Here is a 21,377-nt window from a genome sequence, read left to right on the forward strand (position 1 = left end):
ACTTAAAACTTGAAACCTTTTTTTAGCTTAATCTAATTTCTGATACACATGCTCCTGTTGGAATCATTGGGAAAACGTTGTTTTCCTTTTCGACCATGACTTCTAAGAAATAAGAATCTTTTGAAGCAAGCATTTCGGCAACTGCGGAATCTAAATCTTCACGTTGTGTAACTTTCTTAGATTTAATATGATACCCTTCGGCAATTGCTGTAAAATTTGGATTAATCATTTTTGTTGATGCATATCTGTTGTCAAAAAATAATTCCTGCCATTGACGCACCATTCCTAAAAATTCATTGTTTAGAATTACAATTTTTACCGGAACCTGGGTCTGGAAAATTGTTCCCAATTCCTGAATCGTCATCTGGAATCCTCCATCACCAATAATAGCTACAACTTCACGATCTGGTCTTCCCATTTTAGCTCCAATTGCAGCCGGAAGCGCAAATCCCATTGTACCTAATCCGCCAGAAGTAATATTACTTTTAGTTGAATTGAATTTAGCATAACGACACGCAAACATTTGGTGCTGACCAACATCTGAAACTATAATCGCATCACCTTTTGAGTGTTTGTTGATCATTTCGATAGTTTCTCCCATCGAAAGTCCCGGAGTTTCTGGATTTAATTCGTCTTTAATAACCGTATCATATTCTATTTTAGCCAATTCTTTAAACTCATTGTGCCATAAATCGTGTGATTTTGCATCCAGTAATGGTAATAAAGCAGCTAAAGATTCTTTTACATCACCTAAAACAGCAACTTCTGTTTTAACGTTTTTATCAACCTCTGCAGGATCAATTTCGAAGTGAATTACTTTTGCCTGTTTTGCGTAAGTAGCTAATTTACCTGTAACACGGTCGTCAAAACGCATTCCGAAGGCAATTAAAACATCACACTCATTTGTTAGTAAGTTTGGAGCATAATTTCCGTGCATTCCAAGCATTCCTACATTTAAAGGATGATCTGTTGGCAGAGCCGAAAGTCCTAAAATAGTCCAGGCCGCCGGAATTCCTGATTTTTCAAGAACTGCTTTAAACTCGGCTTCAGCCTGACCTAAAATAATTCCCTGACCGAAAACTATAAAAGGTTTTTTAGCACTGTTGATTAACGCTGCAGCTTCTGCAACTTTGTCTAATTTTAATTTCGGAACCGGAACATAACTTCTAATTCCAGTACATTTTTCATAACTAAAATCTAACTCATCAAACTGAGCGTTTTTAGTAATATCGATTAATACAGGTCCCGGACGTCCGGAACGAGCAATATAAAATGCTTTTGCAATGATTTCAGGAATTTGAGAAGCCTCTGTTACCTGAAAATTCCATTTTGTAACCGGAGTCGAAATTCCGATAATATCTGTTTCCTGAAAAGCATCAGATCCTAATAAATGCCTTCCAACTTGTCCGGTAATACAAACCATTGGAGTTGAGTCGATTTGAGCATCAGCAATTCCGGTCACTAAATTTGTTGCTCCCGGTCCAGAAGTAGCAATCGCCACTCCTACTTTTCCTGTCGCTCTCGCATAACCCTGAGCAGCATGCGTTGCACCTTGTTCGTGACGTACTAAAACATGGTGTAACTGATCCTGAAATTTATATAATTCGTCGTAAACCGGCATGATTGCTCCTCCCGGATAACCATAAATTAAGTCTACTCCTTCTGCTAATAAACATCTAATAACGGCTTCGGCGCCTGATATCCTAATTGTTCCCATTTGGTATATTTTTTTCTCTCTTATTTCTATTTTTTAAGAAATAGAGATTTACACTTTTATAGTTTATTCCAAAATCTTTTTCATTTTATTGAAATTGATTTTTGAAATTGTAATTGAATGCTAGTTATCGGTAACACATCCTGTTGATGCGCTTGAAACCGACCTTGCGTATTTAAGTAAAACTCCTCTGTCAACTTTTAGCGCTGGTTGAACCCAAGCCGCTTTACGAGCTGCATATTCTTCGTCAGATATCTTCAGGTCGATAGTATTTTTCACAGCGTCGATAGCGATTATATCTCCATCTTTTACTAGTGCAATACCACCACCATCATATGCTTCTGGTGTAACGTGTCCTACCACGAATCCGTGTGAACCTCCGGAGAATCTACCATCTGTAATAAGTGCACAGCTGCTTCCTAATCCAGCTCCAATAATCGCTGATGTTGGTTTTAGCATTTCAGGCATTCCCGGACCACCTTTTGGTCCACAACCCCTGATGACGACTACATTACCCGGTTTAATTTTTCCGGCCTGAAGACCAGGAATTACTTCAAATTCACCCTCAAAAACTACAGCCGGTCCTTCAAAATATTCTCCTTCTTTTCCGCTGATTTTTGCTACAGCACCTTCAGAAGCAAGATTTCCGTATAAAACCTGAATATTTCCTGTTGGTTTTAATGCTTTTTGAATTTCATGGATAACTTCTTGTCCGTCTTGTAAATCTGGAGTTGAAGCTAAATTTTCAGCAACTGTTTTTCCTGTTACAGTTAAACAATCTCCGTGAATCAATCCAACTTTTAACAGATATTTCATTACTCCCGGAATACCTCCCACTTCATGAATATCTTCCATCATATATTTACCACTTGGTTTCATGTCAGCAAGAACCGGAGTTCTGTCATTAATAGCCTGAAAATCATCCAAAGTAATTGTGATACCAACAGAATGTGCCATTGCAATTAAGTGCATAACAGCATTTGTAGAACCTCCTAAAACCGCTACAATTGTAATAGCATTTTCGAAAGCTTTACGAGTCATAATGTCTCTTGGCTTAATATCTTTTTCTAATAAAATTTTAATTGCAGCTCCGGCAGCTAGACATTCGTCTCTTTTTTCCTGACTTAAAGCAGGATTAGAAGAGCTATATGGCATACTCATTCCTAATGCTTCAATTGCAGAAGACATTGTGTTTGCCGTATACATTCCACCGCAGGCACCAGCTCCAGGGCAGGCATTTTGAATAACACCTTTAAAATCTTCCGGAGTAATTTCTCCTTTTACTTTTTTCCCTAAAGCTTCAAAAGCAGAAACAATATTTAAAGATTCTCCTTTCCATTTTCCAGAGTGAATAGATCCTCCGTAAACCATCATTGACGGACGGTTTAATCTTCCCATTGCGATTAATGCTCCGGGCATATTTTTGTCACAGCCGGGAATTGCGATGATACTATCGTACCATTGTGCTCCTGCCACTGTTTCTATAGAATCTGCAATAACGTCACGAGATACTAATGAATAACGCATTCCTTCAGTACCGTTTGAAATTCCGTCACTTACACCAATGGTATTAAAAATAAGTCCGACCAGATCTGCATCCCAAACACCTTTTTTAACATCTTTTGCTAAATCATTCAGGTGCATGTTACACGTGTTACCATCGTAACCCATGCTCACAATCCCTACTTGTGCTTTTTTTAAATCTTCTTCAGTTAAACCAATACCGTATAACATCGCTTGCGCCGCTGGCTGAGTTTGATCTTGAGTGATGGTTTTGCTGTACTTATTTAATTCCATTATTGTATTATTTATTTTAATTTTTATTCAAAAAAAAACCTTCCAGTATTTGGAAGGTTTGTAATATAGTTTTTCAATTATATTTATACCATTCCCGATGCAGATGTGCGAAACACATTGACAACAACGACAGAAGTAATAATAATTGAGATTTGCATCTTTATTTTTTTAGTGTTACAAAAGTACGGAAACTTTAAGAACTAAAAAAATAAAATCTCAACATTTTCAATACTTCTTGTTATTTAATTCATAATTTTAATAAAAACTTTAAACTATTGTCGACTGTCCGATATGAACATTGTCATTTCTGAAATATAACAGGTCATCTTTGCTGAAAATAACATTGGAGACAAACTCCCCTACTTCATTTGTACCGAATTTTGAATCTGGTTTTAAATCAACTGTAACCACTTTATATTCAATTGCTTTTTCAATAGCTTTATAAATCACATTTGCTTCTGTAAACAATCCGAAATGTTCTAACAACATTGCTGCTGATAAAATCGAAGCAATTGGATTGGCAATATTTTTTCCTTTTGCCTGAGGATAAGATCCGTGGATTGGTTCGAAAAGCGCATTTTTTTCTCCTAAAGATGCCGAAGCTAATAAACCAATTGAACCTGTAATTACGCTTGCTTCATCTGATAAAATATCTCCAAATAAATTTTCTGTCAAAATCACATCAAATTGTTTTGGATTTAAGATGATTTGCATGGCTGCGTTATCAACAAATAAAAAGTCTAAAAGAACATCAGGATAACTTTCGCCCACTTTTTGAACTACTTTTCTCCATAATCTTGAAGTTTCCAAAACGTTAGCTTTGTCAACCATAGTCAGCTTTTTACGTCGGTTTTGTGCCGATTTAAAAGCTAAATGTGCGATTCTTGTAATTTCTTCTTCTGAATATTCACATAAATCTGAAGCGTGTGTTCCTTCTTCATTTAATGTTTTAGCTCCAAAATAAGCACCGCCAGTTAATTCTCTGAAAATAGTAAAGTCAGCACCTTCAATAATTTCTCTTTTTAAAGGAGATGCGTCAACTAATGCTTTATAAGGTTTTATTGGACGAATGTTGGCAAACAATCCTAATTCTTTACGCAATTTCAATAATCCCTGCTCCGGACGAACTTTTGCATTTGGATTATTATCGTATTTAGGATCACCAATGGCACCAAATAAAACAGCATCAGTATTTAAACAAAGATTTAAAGTTTGTTCCGGCAGCGGGTTTCCAGTTTTGTCAATGGCGATAGCACCCATGAGCGCTTCTTCAAAAACAAATTCATGATTGTACACTTCGCCAATAGCGTATAATGCTTTTTTGGCCTGCGCAATAACCTCTGGTCCAATTCCGTCTCCTGGTAAAACTGCTATTTTCAAATTCATAACGTCTCGTTCTTTATGATTTAAATCTTTATTATTTTTTCTTTCTTCTTTACTCTTTCTTCTATTTTCTTTTTTAACTAGCTTCTGATTAAATCACCTTCAATTTTAGAAGCTTCGATAATTTGGTGAATATCTGCATCAACCACTTCTTTTTTGATATCTGCAAATTTCAGGAACTCAATATATACAATGTCTAATTGTACTTTAGTCAACTCGTAACCTACTTTTTTAGCACGGTATGCTAATGCTGCTCTTCCGCTTCTTGCAGTCAAAATGATTGAAGATTCGTTTACACCAACATCAAGCGGATCCATGATTTCATAAGTCGCTCTGTTTTTGATAACACCATCCTGATGAATTCCAGAACTATGCGCAAAAGCATTTGCTCCAACGATCGCTTTATTTGGCTGCACAATCATTCCCATACTTTCAGAAACCAAACGACTCATTTCGTTTAATTCTCTTGTATTAATGTTTGTATCTAAATTTAAGTATGGATGCTGTTTGAAAATCATTACCACTTCTTCAAGTGCTGTATTTCCAGCTCTTTCTCCAATACCATTAATAGTACACTCGATTTGTCTTGCACCATTTATAGCACCTGCAATTGAGTTTGCAGTTGCCATTCCTAAATCATTATGACAGTGACATGAAAGGATTACGTTTTCGATTCCTTTTACGTTTTCTTTTAAATATTTAATTTTTGCCCCGTATTCTTCAGGAAGACAATATCCTGTTGTATCAGGAATATTTAATACCGTTGCACCAGATTTAATTACTTCTTCGCAAACTTTAGCAAGGAAAGCATTGTCTGTTCTACCAGCATCTTCTGCATAGAATTCAACATCTTCTACATATGATTTTGCGTGAGCTACTGCAAATTTTGCTCTTGCAATAATATCTTCTGGAGTAGTTTGTAATTTATGGAGTATATGAGATTGTGAGGTTCCGATTCCGGTATGGATTCTAGGTCTTTTAGCGTGCTTTAAAGCAGCTGCCGCAACATCAATGTCGTTTTTTACGGCTCTTGTCAATCCGCAGACGGTTGCATTTTCTACAATTTTACAAATCTCAGAGACCGATAAAAAATCGCCCGGACTTGACACAGGGAAACCGGCTTCGATAATATCAACTCCCATTTTGTCTAGTCGTTCTGCGATAACTAATTTTTGCTTAGTATCTAACTTACATCCTGGAACTTGTTCACCGTCGCGTAATGTGGTGTCAAAAATTTGAACTTTCTCTCTATTCATATTCATTTATTTAATGTAATTTCACATCTTGATAACAAATATATATTGTACAATCGCAGTACGAAATTCATTTTAATGAAATTATACTGTTCATAACACAATTTATAACGACTTAAATATTTAATAATCAATAAGTTATATTATTATTTTTTACAATGGCTAACCATCAAAAAGATTTCTTATTTGTTCTGATAAAATCACTTTCCAAATCTGAAAAAAGGCAGTTTAAAATTTTTGCAAGCCGATTAGAAACAAGTTCGAATACTAAATTCATTGAATTATTCAATATTTTAGATAAGTCTGAAACCTATGATGAAAAGCTGATTTTGAAGAGCGGAATCATCAAAAAAGTACAGTTATCTAACTTAAAATCATACTTATATAAACAAATTTTAGTAAGTATTCGTTTGAATATTCCGAGCCAGAACATTCGTTATCAACTTCGTGAACAAATTGATTTTGCTGTTATTCTATATAATAAAGGTTTGTACAAACAGAGTTTAAAAATTCTGGACAAAACAAAACAGCAGGCTTTAGAAAATGATGAAAAATATATGGCGTATGAAATTGTCGAGTTCGAAAAGCTGATAGAATCGCAATATATTACCCGAAGTATTCAGGGCCGCGCCGACGAACTTGTTATTCAGGCCAAGGAATTGAATTACCGAAATACAATTTCAAGTAAATTATCGAACTTATCGCTTCAATTATACGGAATCATGCTGAAAACCGGTTACGTAAAAAGCGATGAAGAGTATAAATATATTGACGATTATTTCAACAAACATATTGCAAAACTTGACGAAACTAAATTTGGTTTCCGTGAAAAGTATTGGTTTTACAACGCTAATTTATGGCGCAGTTTCTTGGTTCAGGACTTTTTAGCGAGTTATAAGTTTGCTTATAAATGGGTGCAGCTTTTTTACGATAACCCGAATATGATTTATCTGAATCCGGTATTCTTCTTAAAAGGAAATCATTATTTTCTTGAATCGCTTTATATGTTAAAATATACATCGAATTTCAAAAGATATCTTTCACTTTTAGAAGAAACTATTCAGGATCCAAAATTTCCGGTAAACGATAACATTGCATCACTATCATTTCTATATGTTTACAACAATAAGTTGAATTTACATATTCTGGAAGGTACTTTTGCTGAAAGCGAATATTTGATTCCGGAGATTTTAGAAAAAATAAAACTGCACAGCGAACATCTTGACGAACATCACGAAATGTTGTTTTTCTATAAAATTGCTTCTATTTATTTTGGAAATGAGAAGTACAATGAATGTATTCTTTATTTAGATAAAATCATCAACAACAAGAACTTAACCATGCGTGAGGATTTAATGTGCTTCGCGAGACTTTTGTCTTTAATTGCGCATTATGAATTAGGGAAAGATTATTATTTAGAAAATCACCTGAAAAGCACCTATAAGTTCTTATTGAAAATGAATGATTTACATGAAGTTCAAAAGGAAATCATCAAGTTTTTAAGAAACCTGAACAACTTCTATCCTGCCGATATTAAAAAGGAATTCAAAAAAATGCACGCTCGTTTTGTAGAGCTTGAAAAGAATACTTACGAAAAAAGGGCTTTCTTGTATCTTGATATTATTTCATGGCTTGAAAGTAAAATTGAGAATAGAAAAATTGCGGATATTATTAAGGAAAAGGCGAAGCTTAACAGCCGTTGATTTAAATTCCAATTTTTTTAAATTCCAAATTCCAAACTATTTGCGGTACTACCTTTGTCAAAGTTTAAAACTTTGACAAAGGTTTCTGCGCACAATTACGACGTACTATTTGTCATTTCGACCGAAGGGAGAAATCGCACTCGAAACTCTACAAAGATTGGCGAATTTCTTTGCGGAAATACTAGTGCGATTTCTCCCTTCGGTCGAAATGACAAAACTTTACGAAAAAATCCCAAACTCCAACAATTGGAATTTGGGATTTATATTTTGGAATTTAAAAATTTACTCTATAATATTCGAAGTCGTAACATAAAAATCCTTATCAACTTCTACTTTTCTATCTTCATTAGTCGTTTTTTCAGACTGCCATTCTGTTGTTGGTTTCAACCAGGTTTCAACACCGTTTAATTTTACTCTTACCGGCATATCAAATTTAGCTACGCAGTTTGTCCAGTGATATCCAAAAGTTCCGTTTTTAAACATGTATTCAAAAACCGGAATCTGTGTTGTAGTTAAATATTGTGCAAAAACTCTGTTGAAGTTAATTCCAGATTGTTCGTTGATATAATCCTGAATTTGTTTGCCAGTAACCGTTTGGTGATAGAACGTTTTATTCATACCTCTTAAAATCGATTTCCATTTTGCATCATCATTAATTACCTGACGAATCATGTGCAGCATTGAAGCACCTTTTGGATACATATCTCCAGATCCTTCATTATTAACATCATAATGTCCGATAATTGGCGTATCGTTTTGAATGTTTTTTCTGCATCCAATAATATATTCAGCGGCTGCATCTTTTCCGTAATAATATTCAATAAAAAGGCTTTCAGAGTAATTTGTAAAACTCTCGTGAACCCACATATCAGCAATATCTCTGTACGTAATATTGTTGGCAAACCATTCGTGGCCAGACTCGTGAATAATGATAAAATCAAATTTTAATCCCCAGCCCGTTCCGCTTAAATCACGTCCTAAATAACCATTTTTATATTGGTTTCCGTACGTTACAGAACTTTGGTGCTCCATTCCTAAATACGGAACTTCTACTAATTTATAACTGTCTTCATACCAAGGATAAGGTCCAAACCAGTTTTCAAAAGCTTTCAGCATTTTTGGAGCATCCTTAAACTGCTCTTTTGCCAAAGTTAGATTATCTCTTAAAACATAATAATTACAATCTAAATCGCCTTTTTCTCCTTTATAAACTTCAGAGAAATTAACGTAATCACCAATATTAATGTTTACGCCGTAATTATTAATTGGGTTCGAAACGTACCAATTAAATGTTTTTGTTCCGTCTTTTTCTTTTTTAACGCTTTGCAATCTTCCATTAGAAACATCCGTTAAATCTCCCGGAACATTTACGCTGATTAACATATTTTCTACTTCATCATACATATGGTCTTTGTTTGGCCACCAAACGCTCGCGCCTAAACCCTGACAAGATGTAGCAATAAAATCTTTTCCGTTTTTATCTTTTTTCCATGAGAAACCTCCTTCCCACGGCGCTCTTACCGCTTCTTTTGGTTTTCCTTCAAAATAAACTACGATTTCTTTGGTTTCGCCAACTTTCTGCTTTTCAGTTAAAGTAATGAAGAACGCATTTCCGTCTCTTTCAAATTTTAATTCTTTCTTGTCCTGCGTTACTTTCGTAATTTTCATAGGTTCCTGCAAATCAATCTGCATTCTGTTATTCTCTGTTAAAACAGTATAACGTACTGTGTTAAAACCCGAAATAGCTTTTTCTTTAGGATTAACTTTTACATCAAGATGATAGTATTTTAAATCCCACCAGGCTCTTTCTTTTGTTATGCTTCCGCGTAAAGTATCCTGATGTGTAAAAACCGTTTCTCCTTTATTAAGGAGTCCTTGAGCATTGGCAGTAAAACCAATTAAAAAAGCAGTAAAAATGCTTCCGAAGTAATTTTTCATTAGTAAAATGGTATTATTTTGAAATCAATCTGCAACAAATGTAAACATTCGGATTAAGATTTCTAAAATTTTATGATTTCCTGATAAAAAAACAAACCCAATAAATAAGAAATTTATTGGGTTTCAATTTTTAATTATTTTCCGAAGTTTAATTGGTAATATTAAATTCTGTCACGTAAAAGTTTTTATCTACAACCAAAGTAGATTTATCATCCTTTACATTTTCTGCTTTCCAGTCTGTTGTTGGTTTTAACCACGTTTCAACACCGTTTAAAGTAACTTTTAAAGGAAGATCAAAATTCTCTACACAATTGATCCAGTGATAAACCAATTTTTGATTTTTAATATAATATTCAAAAGTTGGAACCTGAGCCGTTCTTAGATACTGATCAAAAACCGGACTAAAATTGATTCCTGACTCTTTACTTATATAATCTTCAATTTGTTTTGTAGTAACTGTTTGATGGTAAAAAGTTTTATTCATTCCTCTCAAAATCGATTTGAATTTGGCATCATCATTTATAACCTGACGAATCGTATGAATTATATTTGCACCTTTTGGATACATATCGCCAGATCCTTCAACATTTACATCATAATAGCCAATAATTGGTTTTTTATTGGTAATCACTTTTCTAATTCCTCTTATATATTCATTTGCGGCGTCTTTTCCGTAATAATACTCAATAAAAAGTGATTCAGAATACGTTGTAAAACTCTCGTGAATCCACATATCTGCAATGTCTTTATAGGTAATATTGTTTGCAAACCACTCATGTCCAGACTCGTGAATAATAATATAATCAAATTTTAATCCCCAGCCTGTTCCGCTCATATCGTTTCCTTTATAACCATTTTGATAGTCATTTCCGTAAGTCACAGAACTTTGGTGTTCCATTCCTAAATACGGAACTTCAACTAATTTATAACTGTCTTCGTAAAACGGATAAGGTCCAAACCAGCTTTCAAAAGCTTTCAGCATTTTTGGTGCATCCTGAAAATGTTTTTTAGCAATTTCAAGATTATCTCTCAAAACATAATAATTACAGTCTAAATCGCCTTTTTCTCCTTTAAATTTCTCAGAAAAATTAACGTAGTCTGCAATATTGATATTGACACCGTAATTATTAATTGGGTTCGAAACATACCAATTAAAGGTTTTAGTTCCGTCTTTTTGTTTTTTTACGCTTTGTAATCTTCCGTTTGAAACATCGGTCAAGTGCCCCGGAACATTCACGCTGATTAACATATTTTCGACTTCATCATACATATGATCTTTGCAAGGCCACCAAACGCTCGCGCCTAAACCCTGACAAGATGAAGCGATGAAATCTTTTCCGTTTTTATCTTTCTGCCAAGTAATTCCTCCGTCCCACGGCGGTCTAACAGCTTCTTTAGGCACTCCGCCAAAAGAAACTATTATTTCTTTAGTTTCGCCAACTTTTTGATTTTCAGTTAAAGTGATGAAGAATGCATTCCCGTCTCTTTCAAATTTTAATTCTTTTCCGTTTTGCGTTACTTTCGTAATCTTCATTGGTTCCTGCAAATCGATCTGCATTCTGTTATTTTCTGTTAAAACAGTATAACGTACCGTATTTGAACCTGTTATTGTTTTATCTGCAGGATTTACTTTTATATCAAGATGATAATATTTCAAATCCCACCAGGCTCTTTCTTTTGTAATGCTTCCGCGTAAAGTATCCTGATGTGTGAAAACGGTTTCAGACTTATTCATAAGTCCTTGAGCATTGGCAGAAAAACCAATTAGAAAAGCTGCTATAACACTTCCAACGTATTTTTTCATTATAAATTAAGTTTTTGAATTAGTTATAATATTAGTATATTTTTTTAATTTATGTTACAGATTTGTATTCATAAACAGTATTGTTTTTTTATTTTAGCTAAAATTTACCAGTTTTATGAAATTTAGCTCGTTTTTATACCTTTTGATATTCTTTTATTCAATACATAATTATTCCCAGACATTTCCTGTTTACAAAACAACCGATAAAATAACAATTGACGGAGATTTAACCGATTGGAAAACACCTTTTTTAGGTCCGTTTGTAATTCATAATTCCGGTGAAAAGGCTACTCAAAATACAATGGTTTCACTTTCGTGGAATGATGAAAACCTTTATATCGCCTATCATTCTATAGATTCGAAAATAGTTGGAAAGGCTCAGAAAAAAGATTCTAAAATCTATGAAGCTGATGATTTAGTGGAAGTTTTTATTGATCCTGATGGTGACGGAAAAAACTATCTTGAAATCGGCGTAAATGCTTTTTCTACCAATTATGATATGCTTATAAAGTGTATTTCGCCCGAATGTGGAGGCTGGAAAACGGCAATGAAATTTGATATTGAAGGATTAGAAGCTGTCAGCAAAATAATTCCCGAAGGTTTTGATACCGAAATTAAAATCCCTTTTTCAAGCTTAGAAAAAATAGAAAATGGAAATTTCTCTAAACCAAAAATGGGTACAAAATGGAAAGCCAATACTTTTAGAATTGATTACGGTAATACAACCGAATATCTTGCTTTACAGGATTATAAAAGTTTGAAATTTGGATTTCATCACCCGGAAGAATTTGCGGTTTTTGAGTTTGTGGAGTAAGCTTTGTGAGATGGCTCGCGGATGACACGGATTCGCTATGCGAAAGCGCGGATATATACGGATTTTTTTCCTTTTTTTGTTAATCGCATTTTTTGTCAGACTGAGCGAAGTCGAAGTCCCGTTTGCTGAATCACTTTGCGGGACTTCGACTTCGCTCAGTCTGACAAGATTGGGTTATAACAAACTTTGTGTTACTTCTGACGTTTCTTTAAAACATCAACAACGTCATTCAATTGAAAACCTTTTGCCTGCAATAAAATCAAATAATGAAAAAGTAAATCAGCGCTTTCGCTAAGAAATAAATCATCGTTATCATCTTTTGCTTCTATGACAACTTCTACAGCTTCTTCACCAACTTTTTGGGCAATTTTATTGATTCCTTTTTCGAATAAAGAAGCTACATAACTTTTCTCAGAATCGGCATTTTCTCTGCGGATTTTGATTGTGTTTTCTAATTGAGAAATGAAACCGTAATTTTCTTTGTTTTCTTCCTGCCAGCAAGTATCTGCGCCCGTGTGACATGTTGGCCCGACAGGTTTTGCCTGAATCAAAAGCGTATCACCGTCGCAGTCATTTTTAATACTTACCAAATTTAAAAAGTTACCACTCTCCTCGCCTTTTGTCCAAAGTCTTTGTTTAGATCGGCTGAAGAAAGTTACTTTTTGTGTTTCTATTGTTTTTTGAAGCGATTCTTCGTTCATGTAACCCAGCATCAAAACATTTTTAGTTTCTGAATCCTGAATTATTGCTGGAATTAATCCGTGTGAGCTTTTTATATCTATGTTCATTATTATTTTAGATTTTTGAGTTTAGATTTTAGATTCTGAACTCTTATATTATTTTGTTCTAATTTTTAGTTACTTGAATTTCTTCAAATTTTTGTATTAATATATTCTTCAACTCATTAAAAGATATTTTTAGTCCATTAACTGAAATACTAACAGGAGAGCCTGATTGCTTTAAATTCATTTTTATCATATTCCTTTTAATCACATTAGTTTCTTTACTTATATAATCTTCAGGATTTTTAAGATAAATTTTAATGAATTTTTGATTTACAACTGTAATTTCTTTAATTGCATCAATGTCTTCCCATAAAATTCTCCCAAGCGATACTGCTGATGAATTATCTATAATTCCAATAGCATCAATAACAACGACTGGTTTTTTATCAAATAACTTTTTTGTACTGAAATAGATTCCAAACAATCCCATGAATAGACCTAAAATTGAAGCACCATTTTTTATTATAAAATTATTAACGATTACATTACGAACAGTAGGCTGATATACTAATATCCAAAGGCTGACAATTAAAAATAAGATTGAAAAAAACAATAGTTTTATCAATTTACCCGTACTTCCAAAAATTTCTATACTTTCTTTATCTTCCATAAATATTATTATCTGACTTTCCTAAAGTCTAACTACAATACCATTACCTCTAAGTTCTTGTTTTAAAGCTTTTATCTCAATTTCTTTAAAGTGAAAAACACTCGCTGCCAAAGCCGCATCTGCTTTTCCTTCTTTAAATGAATCTACGAAATGCTGTATGTTTCCGGCTCCGCCCGAAGCAATTATCGGAATATTGATTAAGGTTGATAATTTAGCTAAAGCTTCGTTTGCAAAACCATTTTTAGTTCCGTCGTTATCCATTGATGTGAATAATATTTCGCCCGCACCGCGTTCCGCAACTTCTACAGCCCAATCGAATAAATTTAGTTCAGTTGGTACTTTTCCGCCTACTAAATGTACAATCCATTGTCCGTCAATTTGTTTGGCGTCGATTGCAACTACAACACATTGACTTCCGAATTTCTGAGCCAAATCATTAATTAACTGCGGATTTTTTACTGCCGATGAATTTATCGAAACTTTATCTGCTCCGTTATTCAGCAGAATTTCAACATCTTCAACAGACGAAATCCCGCCGCCAACCGTAAACGGAATATTGATTTTTTCCGCGACACTTCGTACCATATTAACCAGCGTTTTACGTCGTTCTTCAGTTGCCGAAATATCAAGGAAAACCAATTCATCCGCTCCTTCTGCCGAGTAAATTTCTGCTAATTCTACAGGATCTCCTGCATCACGCAAGTCAACAAAGTTAACGCCTTTTACGGTTCTTCCGTTTTTTATATCTAAGCAGGGTATGATTCTTTTTGCTAACATTTTTTTGTTGTTTCACAGAGATTCACAAAGATAACGCTGAGATTCGCAAAGATTTTTTTAGTGAATCTTTGTGTTTTACTTCGTGCATCTTTGCGAAATAATCTTATTTATTTAAAATATAATTTTCAAGTTGCTTTAGCGTAATTCTTCCTTCGTAAATCGCTTTCCCAATTATCGTTCCTTCACAGCCTAATTCAGCTAATTTAGGTAATTCATCAAAAGTTGAAATTCCGCCCGAAGCAATTAATTTTACACCTTTTGCTTCTTCTAAAATTTTGCCATAAAGATCAAAACTCGGCCCTTCAAGCATTCCGTCTTTTGCAATATCGGTGCAAATAACATACTGAATTCCTTTAGTTTGATAATCCTGAATAAACGGAATCAAATCTTCATTTGAATCTTCTAACCAGCCCGAAACAGCGATTTTTTCCTCTTTCGCGTCAGCGCCTAAAATAATTTTATCAGAACCGTATTCTGAAATCCATTTTTCGAAAATAGCTCTGTTTTTTACAGCAATACTTCCGCCAGTAATTTGATTTGCACCGCTTTCAAAAGCAATTCTCAAATCGTCATCTGATTTTAATCCGCCGCCAAAATCAATTTTTAAACTAGTTTGTGACGCAATTTGTTCCAAAATCTTATAATTGACAATTTTGCTTGATTTTGCACCGTCTAAATCTACTAAATGCAGATATTCGATTCCGTGCGCTTCAAATGATTTCGCTACTTCAAGCGGATTTTCGTTGTAAATTATTTTGGTATCATAATCACCTTTGGACAAACGAACACATTTTCCGTCAATGATATCTATGGCTGGTATTATTCTCATTTTTATTATTTTAGATTTCTGATTTTAGATTTTAGATTCTAAAAATTGAAATTGATTTTTGATATTGTAATTTATATTTTGATTGGAATTTGGGATTTAAGAAATTGGAATTTTAAAATTTACATTTTTAAGAAATTCCCTAAAATCTTTTCTCCCACTTCACCGCTTTTTTCCGGGTGAAACTGGGTTCCATAAAAATTTTCTTTTTGTAAAGCGGATGCGTATTCTAAATCATAATTCGTTGTTGCAATGGCTTCTGGACAATTTGGAGCATAAAAACTATGAACCAAATACATAAATTCATTTTCTGGAATTGCTGCAAATAAATCTGATTTTAAGTTATAAATCTGATTCCAACCCATTTGCGGTACTTTTACCTGATTTGAAAATTTCACAACATCAACATCAAAAATCCCTAAACCTTTTGTATTACCTTCTTCAGATGAATTGCACATCAACTGCATTCCAAGACAAATTCCCAAAACAGGCTGTTTCAAATTCGGAATCAAACTGTCTAAACCGCTTTCACGAAGTTTTGCCATTGCTGAACTTGCTTCGCCAACGCCAGGGAAAATCACTTTATCTGCTGCCTGAATTTCTTCTGGATTATTACTCAAAACGGCTTTAAAACCTAGTCTTTCAATAGCAAACATAATGCTTTGAATATTTCCTGCTCCGTAATTTATAATTACTATTTTCAATTTATTTTAGATTTAGATTTTAGATTTTAGATTTCTCTTCAATCTTACAATCATTTAATACTATTATTTTATTTTACAGATCCGTATAATGAGCTATCATTTTGTTTACCAATCCGTTTTCATTAAAAAACATGACTTCAATTGCCATTTTATTCATAACTGATTTATAATAAAGTGCAACAGAATTAACTCCTGAAGTTACTTCGATCAATTCAAAATGCAAATCTGGAATTTTATGTAAAGCTTTCTCCCAGTATGCTCTAACTTGCTCTTTTCCGTACAGCGAACCACTTTCGATTCCCGCAGCGAGTTTTATCATTGGTGTCGTAATTTCAATATCTTCAGAATAATGTTTCATGATATCGTCTAAATCATGAGAATTCCAGGATTCTATCCAGGCTTTTGCAAATTTATCAGCGTTCATAGTTTTTGTTTGTTTTGTTTCAGGTTTCAAGTTTCATCTTTCACGTTCTGTTGAGCAACTTGAAACCTGAAACTTGAAACAAAATTCATTACAACATCCCCTTCGTCGAAGGCAAAATCATCTTTTCGGTATCTCTTTTTACGGCTACTTTTATGGCTTTTGCGAAAGCTTTAAAAATGGCTTCAATTTTATGATGTTCGTTGATTCCTTCTGCTTTGATATTTAAATTCGCTTTTGCGCCGTCTGTAAATGATTTGAAAAAGTGGTAGAACATTTCTGTTGGCATTTTGCCTACCATTTCACGTTTAAATTCGGTTTCCCAAATCAACCAGTTTCTTCCGCCAAAATCAATCGCAGCCTGTGCTAAACAATCGTCCATTGGCAAACAGAATCCGTAACGCTCAATTCCTAGTTTATTTCCTAATGCTTTTGCGAAAACTTCTCCTAAAGCAATTGCAGTATCTTCTATTGTATGGTGTTCATCAACTTCTAAATCGCCTTTTACAAGGATTTCCAAGTCCATTTGACCATGACGCGAAATTTGATCTAACATATGATCAAAAAAAGCAATTCCGGTATCGATTTTACTTTTTCCAGTTCCGTCAAGGTTTAAGTTGATATAAATATCTGTTTCATTTGTTTTACGCGTAATTGATGCCGAACGTGCTTCTAGTTTCAAAAACTCATAAATCCTTTTCCAATCTGTTGTTTGCAGGATAATTGTATCGTCTAATTCCTCACGTTTTGATGAAATTTCATTACTTCCAATTCCATCTGTCATATTCATGAAAATTGCTTTTGCACCAAGATTTTTAGCCAATTCAACATCAGTCAAACGATCTCCTAAAACAAAAGAATTTTCTAAATCATATTCTGGATTGTTTAAATATTTAGTTAACAATCCGGTTCTTGGTTTACGCGTTGGCGCATTTTCTTCAGGAAAAGTTCTGTCAACAAAAATTTCATCAAATACAACTCCTTCGTTTTCAAAAGCTTTTAAAATGAAATTCTGCGTTGGCCAAAACGTATTTTCAGGAAAACTATCCGTTCCTAATCCGTCCTGATTGGTTACCATTGCTAGTTCGTAATCTAATTCATTGGCAATTTTAGCCAGATATTGAAAGGCTTTTGGATAAAATTCCAGTTTATCTAAACTGTCTAATTGGTAATTTTCAGGTTCTAAAACAATCGTTCCGTCACGATCGATAAAAAGTACTTTTTTCATATATTTTATTTTTCTGCCACAGATTTCACAGATTAAAATGATTTTTTTTGTTTGCCACGAATTACACTAATTTTCACTAATTCAATTCGTGTTAATTCGTGCAATTCGTGGCGAAAATCTAAAACAAACAGAATAAAAATAATCCGTTTAATCTGTGTAATCTGTGGCCTATATCTTTACTTCAATAACTTTAATTCTTTAATTACAACAGCATTTTCTTCTTTTGTCCCAATTGTAAAACGAAGACAATTTTCGCATAATGGCTGCGTGGTTCTGTTACGAATTACGATTCCTTTTTCAATTAACTGATTATATCTTTTATTGGCGTCGTCTACTTTTGCCAGAATAAAATTGGCTTCTGTTGGATAAACTTTCTCTACAAAATCAATTTCAAGTAATACTTTAAGTAATTCTTCTCTTTGTTCAATAATTGAAGCTATTTCCTGTTTTATTTTTTCAGAATCTTTTAAACGTTCTTTTGCTCTTTGCTGCGTCAGTTCGTTTACATTATATGGTGGTTTTATTTTGTTTAAAACCGAAATAACAGCTTCTGATGCATAGCAGATTCCTAAACGAATTCCAGCCAGACCATACGCTTTTGAAAGTGTTTGTGTAATGATCAAATTTGGATATTCGTCAATTTCGATTAACCAGCTTTCTTTGTCCGAAAAGTCAATATAAGCTTCATCAATGACAACTAAACCTTTAAAATTTTGAAGCAGTTTAACCACACTTTCATCAGAAAAAGAATTTCCGGTTGGGTTATTTGGAGAACATAAAAAGATGATTTTTGTGTTTTCATCAACAGCTTCCAGAATCTTTTCAACTTGTGGCTGAAAATCATTTGTCAGTAGAATTTCTCTGTTTTCGATTGCATTTATGTTCGCCAAAACGCTGTACATTCCGTATGTTGGCGGAAGCGTGATAATATTATCGGTTTTTGGCTCACAGAAAGCCCTGAAAATCAAATCCAAAACTTCATCACTTCCGTTTCCTAATAAAATCTGGCTTTGTTTTGTATTGTTATTTTTAGCTAAAATGGCTTTAACCGAATTCTGCTGCGGATCCGGATAACGATTTACGCCATTTTGAAACGGATTTTCATTGGCATCCAAAAAAATCATTTCGGCGGTATCAAAATCTTCAAACTCATCTCTTGCTGAAGAATATGGTTTTAAAGACTTTACGTTTTCACGTGTAATTGTGTTTATATCGAAAGTATTCATTTTCTAAGTTTTGCTCCTGCAAGGTTTTTAAAACCTTGTAGGTATTATTCATTAAGGTTATAAATCGAAAATTTATTTAAACCTACGAGGTTTTAGAAACCTCGCAGGACTTCAGACGAAGTGTTACTGCATTTTTATGCGCTTGTAAACCTTCGGCTTCAGCCATAATTTCGATAGCTTTGCCAATATTTTGAATTCCTTTTTCTGATATTTTTTGAAAAGTCATTGATTTCATGAAACTATCAAGGTTTACACCGCTGTAATTTTTAGCATAACCATTTGTCGGTAAAGTGTGATTTGTTCCAGAAGCATAATCTCCGGCACTTTCCGGTGTATAATTTCCAATGAAAACAGAACCTGCATTTACAATTCCGTTGCAGTAAAAATCATCATATTCAGAGCAGATAATAAAGTGTTCCGGACCATATTCGTTGATTAAATCTAAAGCAATCTGATCATTTTCAACATAAATTAATTTCGAATTTTCGATGGCTTTTATGGCAATTGCTTTTCTTGGAAGAACTTCTAACTGCGATTGAATTTCTTTTTCAACTTGGTCAATTAATTTTTTAGAAGTCGAAACTAAAATTACCTGACTATCTGTCCCGTGTTCTGCCTGTGACAATAAATCTGACGCTACAAAGGCTGGAACAGCAGAATCATCGGCAACAATTAACAATTCTGATGGGCCTGCCGGCATATCAATCGCAACACCAAATTGTGTTGCCAATTGTTTAGCAACGGTTACAAACTGATTTCCGGGACCGAAAATTTTATAAACTTTTGGGATTGATTTTGTTCCAAAGGTCATTCCTGCAATTGCCTGGATTCCGCCTACTTTTAATATTTTAGTTACGCCGCATAAATTGGCAGCGTACAAAATCGCTGGATTTATTTTTCCTGTTTTATCTGGAGGCGAACACAACACAATTTCTTTACAGCCTGCAATTTCAGCCGGAACTGCCAGCATTAAAACTGTTGAAAACAAAGGCGCTGTTCCGCCCGGAATATATAATCCTATTTTTTGAATTGGTCTTTTTTCCTGCCAGCAATTTACCCCCTCGATAGTCTCAACTTCAATTCTTTCTGTTTTTTGAGCGCTGTGAAACTTGTAAATATTATCTTTTGCTAATTGAATTGCTTCTTTTAATTCATTCGGAATCAATGCAATTGCTTCATTTACTTCTGCTGCAGAAACTTCATAATTCTCTAAAGTGATTCCGTCAAAAATCGAAGTGTATTTGGCTACGGCTTCATCTCCTTTTTTCTGAACTTCTCTGAAGATTTCTTTTACCGTAACTTCAATATCATCAATCGTTTGGGTTGGTCTTTTTAATATTTCAGACCAGGTATCTGGTTTTGGATTGTCTATCTTATTCATGCTTGTATTTTTTTTAACCGCTAAACTTTGTGCTTTTTTTTTTACCGCAAAGTTCGCAAGGTTTTTTTTCTATTCTTTTGTTTTAGAAAACGCTAAGTTCACAAAGCTGTTGTCGAGAATTGGAATTTGGAATTTAAAAAATTGGAATTTTGTTTTTACAATACCATTTTCTCAATTGGGCAAACTAAAATTCCTTCGGCTCCAACTTCTTTTAATTGGTCGATTACGTCCCAAAAAGTATCTTTATCAATTACAGAGTGAACACTGCTCCAGCCTTCCTGCGCTAGTGGCAAAACGGTTAAACTTCTTAAAACCGGAAGGATTTTTCCAACTGCGTCGATTTTCTCGTTTGGAATGTTCATCAAGATGTATTTTGAATTTCTCGCTCTTAAAACAGATTGTATTCTGAATTTTAAGGTGTCGATGTGCTTTTGAATTTCAGGAGAAACTTTTGGTGAAACGGCAAGAACTGCTTCACTTTTCAGGATTACTTCAACTTCTTTTAGGTTGTTTTTGAATAAAGTACTTCCGCTTGAAACGATATCGACAATTGCATCGGCAAGTCCGATGTTTGGTGCGATTTCTACAGAACCGGAAATTTGGTGAATATCTACTGTTAACCCAAAAGAATTGAAATATTCGTTAACTGTATTTGGGTAAGATGTTGCGATTCTTAAACCAGCTAAATCCTGAATTGAATTGTATTCGAAGGTTTTAGGAACGGCAACAGAAACTTTGCATTTTGAAAATCCTAATCGCTGTACAACTTCGATTTCTTTTCCTTTTTCTACTAAAAGGTTGTCGCCAACGATGGCTAAATCTACTACTCCATCGATTAAATACTGCGGAATATCTGAATTTCTTAGGTATAAAACTTCAAGAGGAAAGTTTGAAGCTTCGGCTTTTAACTGATCGATTCCGTTGTTGATTGAAATACCGCAGTCTTTAAGGATTTGAATGCTGTCTTCGTTTAAACGACCCGATTTTTGAATTGCAATTTTTAAAGTACTCAT

Annotated in this window: 18 protein-coding genes; 2 read left to right on the forward strand and 16 right to left on the reverse strand. The window is 34.0% G+C overall.

Annotated elements, in window-relative coordinates:
- Positions 1-22: 22 nt before the first annotated feature.
- The 4 genes from ilvB to APR43_RS16550 form a co-directional block, all read right to left on the reverse strand.
- Positions 23-1,717 (reverse strand): biosynthetic-type acetolactate synthase large subunit, encoded by a 1,695-nt coding sequence (gene ilvB, locus APR43_RS16535; protein WP_053474514.1) that lies wholly within the window; start codon positions 1,715-1,717, stop codon positions 23-25.
- A 120-nt stretch (positions 1,718-1,837) separates the two neighbouring features.
- Positions 1,838-3,511 (reverse strand): dihydroxy-acid dehydratase, encoded by a 1,674-nt coding sequence (gene ilvD / locus APR43_RS16540; RefSeq protein WP_053474513.1) that lies wholly within the window; start codon positions 3,509-3,511, stop codon positions 1,838-1,840.
- A 267-nt stretch (positions 3,512-3,778) separates the two neighbouring features.
- Positions 3,779-4,897, reverse strand: coding sequence for a 3-isopropylmalate dehydrogenase (gene leuB, locus APR43_RS16545; protein WP_053474512.1), 1,119 nt, complete (start codon positions 4,895-4,897; stop codon positions 3,779-3,781).
- 77 nt (positions 4,898-4,974) lie between these two features.
- The gene (locus APR43_RS16550) at positions 4,975-6,150 is read right to left on the reverse strand and encodes a 2-isopropylmalate synthase (protein ID WP_082356497.1); all 1,176 of its coding nucleotides are present in this window, start codon (positions 6,148-6,150) and stop codon (positions 4,975-4,977) included.
- A gap of 155 nt (positions 6,151-6,305) precedes the next feature.
- On the opposite strand from APR43_RS16550, the gene APR43_RS16555 reads away from it, so the two are divergent.
- Complete coding sequence (locus tag APR43_RS16555) at positions 6,306-7,850, forward strand: hypothetical protein (protein WP_053474510.1); 1,545 nt, start codon at positions 6,306-6,308, stop codon at positions 7,848-7,850.
- Positions 7,851-8,132: 282 nt separating this feature from the next.
- Here the strand turns inward: APR43_RS16555 and APR43_RS16560 are convergent, their stop codons facing one another.
- The gene (locus APR43_RS16560) at positions 8,133-9,788 is read right to left on the reverse strand and encodes a M1 family metallopeptidase (protein ID WP_053471461.1); all 1,656 of its coding nucleotides are present in this window, start codon (positions 9,786-9,788) and stop codon (positions 8,133-8,135) included.
- Positions 9,789-9,936: 148 nt separating this feature from the next.
- The gene (locus APR43_RS16565) at positions 9,937-11,592 is read right to left on the reverse strand and encodes a M1 family metallopeptidase (protein ID WP_053471460.1); all 1,656 of its coding nucleotides are present in this window, start codon (positions 11,590-11,592) and stop codon (positions 9,937-9,939) included.
- Positions 11,593-11,707: 115 nt separating this feature from the next.
- Between APR43_RS16565 and APR43_RS16570 the strand changes: the two genes are divergently transcribed.
- Positions 11,708-12,406: a carbohydrate-binding family 9-like protein gene (locus APR43_RS16570; RefSeq protein WP_053471459.1), complete on the forward strand. Its 699-nt coding sequence runs from the start codon at positions 11,708-11,710 to the stop codon at positions 12,404-12,406.
- A gap of 191 nt (positions 12,407-12,597) precedes the next feature.
- Here APR43_RS16570 and hisIE read toward each other — a convergent pair whose 3' ends face one another.
- The 10 genes from hisIE to hisG all read right to left on the reverse strand — a co-directional run bounded on the left by hisIE (position 12,598) and on the right by hisG (position 21,377).
- Positions 12,598-13,197: a bifunctional phosphoribosyl-AMP cyclohydrolase/phosphoribosyl-ATP diphosphatase HisIE gene (gene hisIE / locus APR43_RS16575; RefSeq protein WP_305728096.1), complete on the reverse strand. Its 600-nt coding sequence runs from the start codon at positions 13,195-13,197 to the stop codon at positions 12,598-12,600.
- A 55-nt stretch (positions 13,198-13,252) separates the two neighbouring features.
- Positions 13,253-13,801: an STM3941 family protein gene (locus APR43_RS16580; protein ID WP_053471457.1), complete on the reverse strand. Its 549-nt coding sequence runs from the start codon at positions 13,799-13,801 to the stop codon at positions 13,253-13,255.
- Positions 13,802-13,822: 21 nt separating this feature from the next.
- Entirely contained in the window at positions 13,823-14,578 is a 756-nt protein-coding gene (hisF, locus tag APR43_RS16585) for an imidazole glycerol phosphate synthase subunit HisF (protein ID WP_053471456.1), read from the reverse strand.
- Positions 14,579-14,681: 103 nt separating this feature from the next.
- Positions 14,682-15,407 carry a 1-(5-phosphoribosyl)-5-[(5-phosphoribosylamino)methylideneamino]imidazole-4-carboxamide isomerase gene (hisA, locus tag APR43_RS16590; protein ID WP_053471455.1) on the reverse strand — a complete coding sequence of 242 codons (726 nt, stop codon included), beginning with the start codon at positions 15,405-15,407 and terminating at the stop codon, positions 14,682-14,684.
- 119 nt (positions 15,408-15,526) lie between these two features.
- On the reverse strand, positions 15,527-16,108 hold the full coding sequence (gene hisH, locus APR43_RS16595) for an imidazole glycerol phosphate synthase subunit HisH (protein ID WP_053471454.1): 582 nt from the start codon (positions 16,106-16,108) through the stop codon (positions 15,527-15,529).
- A 73-nt stretch (positions 16,109-16,181) separates the two neighbouring features.
- Positions 16,182-16,532: a nuclear transport factor 2 family protein gene (locus APR43_RS16600; protein WP_053471453.1), complete on the reverse strand. Its 351-nt coding sequence runs from the start codon at positions 16,530-16,532 to the stop codon at positions 16,182-16,184.
- A gap of 88 nt (positions 16,533-16,620) precedes the next feature.
- A complete protein-coding gene (gene hisB, locus APR43_RS16605; protein WP_053471452.1) occupies positions 16,621-17,757 on the reverse strand; it encodes a bifunctional histidinol-phosphatase/imidazoleglycerol-phosphate dehydratase HisB in 1,137 nt (378 codons plus the stop codon).
- A gap of 176 nt (positions 17,758-17,933) precedes the next feature.
- Positions 17,934-18,983: a histidinol-phosphate transaminase gene (gene hisC, locus APR43_RS16610; RefSeq protein ID WP_053471451.1), complete on the reverse strand. Its 1,050-nt coding sequence runs from the start codon at positions 18,981-18,983 to the stop codon at positions 17,934-17,936.
- An 82-nt stretch (positions 18,984-19,065) separates the two neighbouring features.
- Complete coding sequence (hisD, locus tag APR43_RS16615) at positions 19,066-20,364, reverse strand: histidinol dehydrogenase (RefSeq protein ID WP_053471450.1); 1,299 nt, start codon at positions 20,362-20,364, stop codon at positions 19,066-19,068.
- A 155-nt stretch (positions 20,365-20,519) separates the two neighbouring features.
- The gene (gene hisG / locus APR43_RS16620) at positions 20,520-21,377 is read right to left on the reverse strand and encodes an ATP phosphoribosyltransferase (RefSeq protein ID WP_053471449.1); all 858 of its coding nucleotides are present in this window, start codon (positions 21,375-21,377) and stop codon (positions 20,520-20,522) included.

The organism is Flavobacterium sp. NLM (genome assembly GCF_002210235.1).
GTDB classification, from domain to species: Bacteria; Bacteroidota; Bacteroidia; order Flavobacteriales; family Flavobacteriaceae; genus Flavobacterium; species Flavobacterium panici.

What these genes read in the sequence shown, in the direction of transcription:
- hisA (WP_053471455.1), bottom strand. Translation starts at nt 15,407, where the DNA reads ATGAGAATAATACCAGCCATAGATATCATTGACGGAAAATGTGTTCGT.
- hisF (WP_053471456.1), bottom strand. Translation starts at nt 14,578, where the DNA reads ATGTTAGCAAAAAGAATCATACCCTGCTTAGATATAAAAAACGGAAGA.
- ilvB (WP_053474514.1), bottom strand. Translation starts at nt 1,717, where the DNA reads ATGGGAACAATTAGGATATCAGGCGCCGAAGCCGTTATTAGATGTTTA.
- APR43_RS16600 (WP_053471453.1), bottom strand. Translation starts at nt 16,532, where the DNA reads ATGAACGCTGATAAATTTGCAAAAGCCTGGATAGAATCCTGGAATTCT.
- APR43_RS16570 (WP_053471459.1), top strand. Translation starts at nt 11,708, where the DNA reads ATGAAATTTAGCTCGTTTTTATACCTTTTGATATTCTTTTATTCAATA.
- ilvD (WP_053474513.1), bottom strand. Translation starts at nt 3,511, where the DNA reads ATGGAATTAAATAAGTACAGCAAAACCATCACTCAAGATCAAACTCAG.
- APR43_RS16580 (WP_053471457.1), bottom strand. Translation starts at nt 13,801, where the DNA reads ATGGAAGATAAAGAAAGTATAGAAATTTTTGGAAGTACGGGTAAATTG.
- hisC (WP_053471451.1), bottom strand. Translation starts at nt 18,983, where the DNA reads ATGAATACTTTCGATATAAACACAATTACACGTGAAAACGTAAAGTCT.
- leuB (WP_053474512.1), bottom strand. Translation starts at nt 4,897, where the DNA reads ATGAATTTGAAAATAGCAGTTTTACCAGGAGACGGAATTGGACCAGAG.
- APR43_RS16550 (WP_082356497.1), bottom strand. Translation starts at nt 6,150, where the DNA reads ATGAATAGAGAGAAAGTTCAAATTTTTGACACCACATTACGCGACGGT.
- APR43_RS16560 (WP_053471461.1), bottom strand. Translation starts at nt 9,788, where the DNA reads ATGAAAAATTACTTCGGAAGCATTTTTACTGCTTTTTTAATTGGTTTT.
- hisG (WP_053471449.1), bottom strand. Translation starts at nt 21,377, where the DNA reads ATGAGTACTTTAAAAATTGCAATTCAAAAATCGGGTCGTTTAAACGAA.
- APR43_RS16565 (WP_053471460.1), bottom strand. Translation starts at nt 11,592, where the DNA reads ATGAAAAAATACGTTGGAAGTGTTATAGCAGCTTTTCTAATTGGTTTT.
- hisD (WP_053471450.1), bottom strand. Translation starts at nt 20,364, where the DNA reads ATGAATAAGATAGACAATCCAAAACCAGATACCTGGTCTGAAATATTA.
- APR43_RS16555 (WP_053474510.1), top strand. Translation starts at nt 6,306, where the DNA reads ATGGCTAACCATCAAAAAGATTTCTTATTTGTTCTGATAAAATCACTT.
- hisB (WP_053471452.1), bottom strand. Translation starts at nt 17,757, where the DNA reads ATGAAAAAAGTACTTTTTATCGATCGTGACGGAACGATTGTTTTAGAA.